This is a genomic window from Paraburkholderia sp. RL18-085-BIA-A, assembly GCF_046027075.1.
Classification (GTDB): domain Bacteria; phylum Pseudomonadota; class Gammaproteobacteria; order Burkholderiales; family Burkholderiaceae; genus Paraburkholderia.
The window spans coordinates 1-358 of the sequence record NZ_JARESU010000664.1; the positions used below are offsets into that span (position 1 = coordinate 1).

A 358-nucleotide genomic window follows, 5' to 3' on the forward strand; every position below is an offset into this window, starting at 1 on the left:
AGGCATTGGCGCTTCGTCGACATGCGCCACGTCATGAACGTAAAGCGGTGTGCCCCCCGCGGCGGTACGCAGCACGATGTTGCCGATGTCGCTTGTGTTACGCAGCAACCCCTCGCCGCGGATGATCGATTCTCCGCCGTTGTGCTCAATTGTCGCGCCGCCCGTTGCGCCGTTGTTCATCTGCACCGCATTGAAGATGTCGCCGACCGACAGGCCGTAACGTGTGAGCGCATTGTCGTCGACCTGCACTTCGTACGTCTTCAGGAGGCCGCCGTTCACATTCACGTCGACCACGCCTTGCACCTGGCGCAGCCTTGGTGCGATCTGCCAGTCGAGCAGGGTGCGCAACGTCATCAGA

Annotated in this window: 1 protein-coding gene; it reads right to left on the minus strand. The window is 61.7% G+C overall.

Annotated elements, in window-relative coordinates:
• Positions 1-358: efflux RND transporter permease subunit (locus P0D89_RS54305; protein ID WP_408371598.1), on the minus strand; the 358-nt coding region annotated here is incomplete at both ends.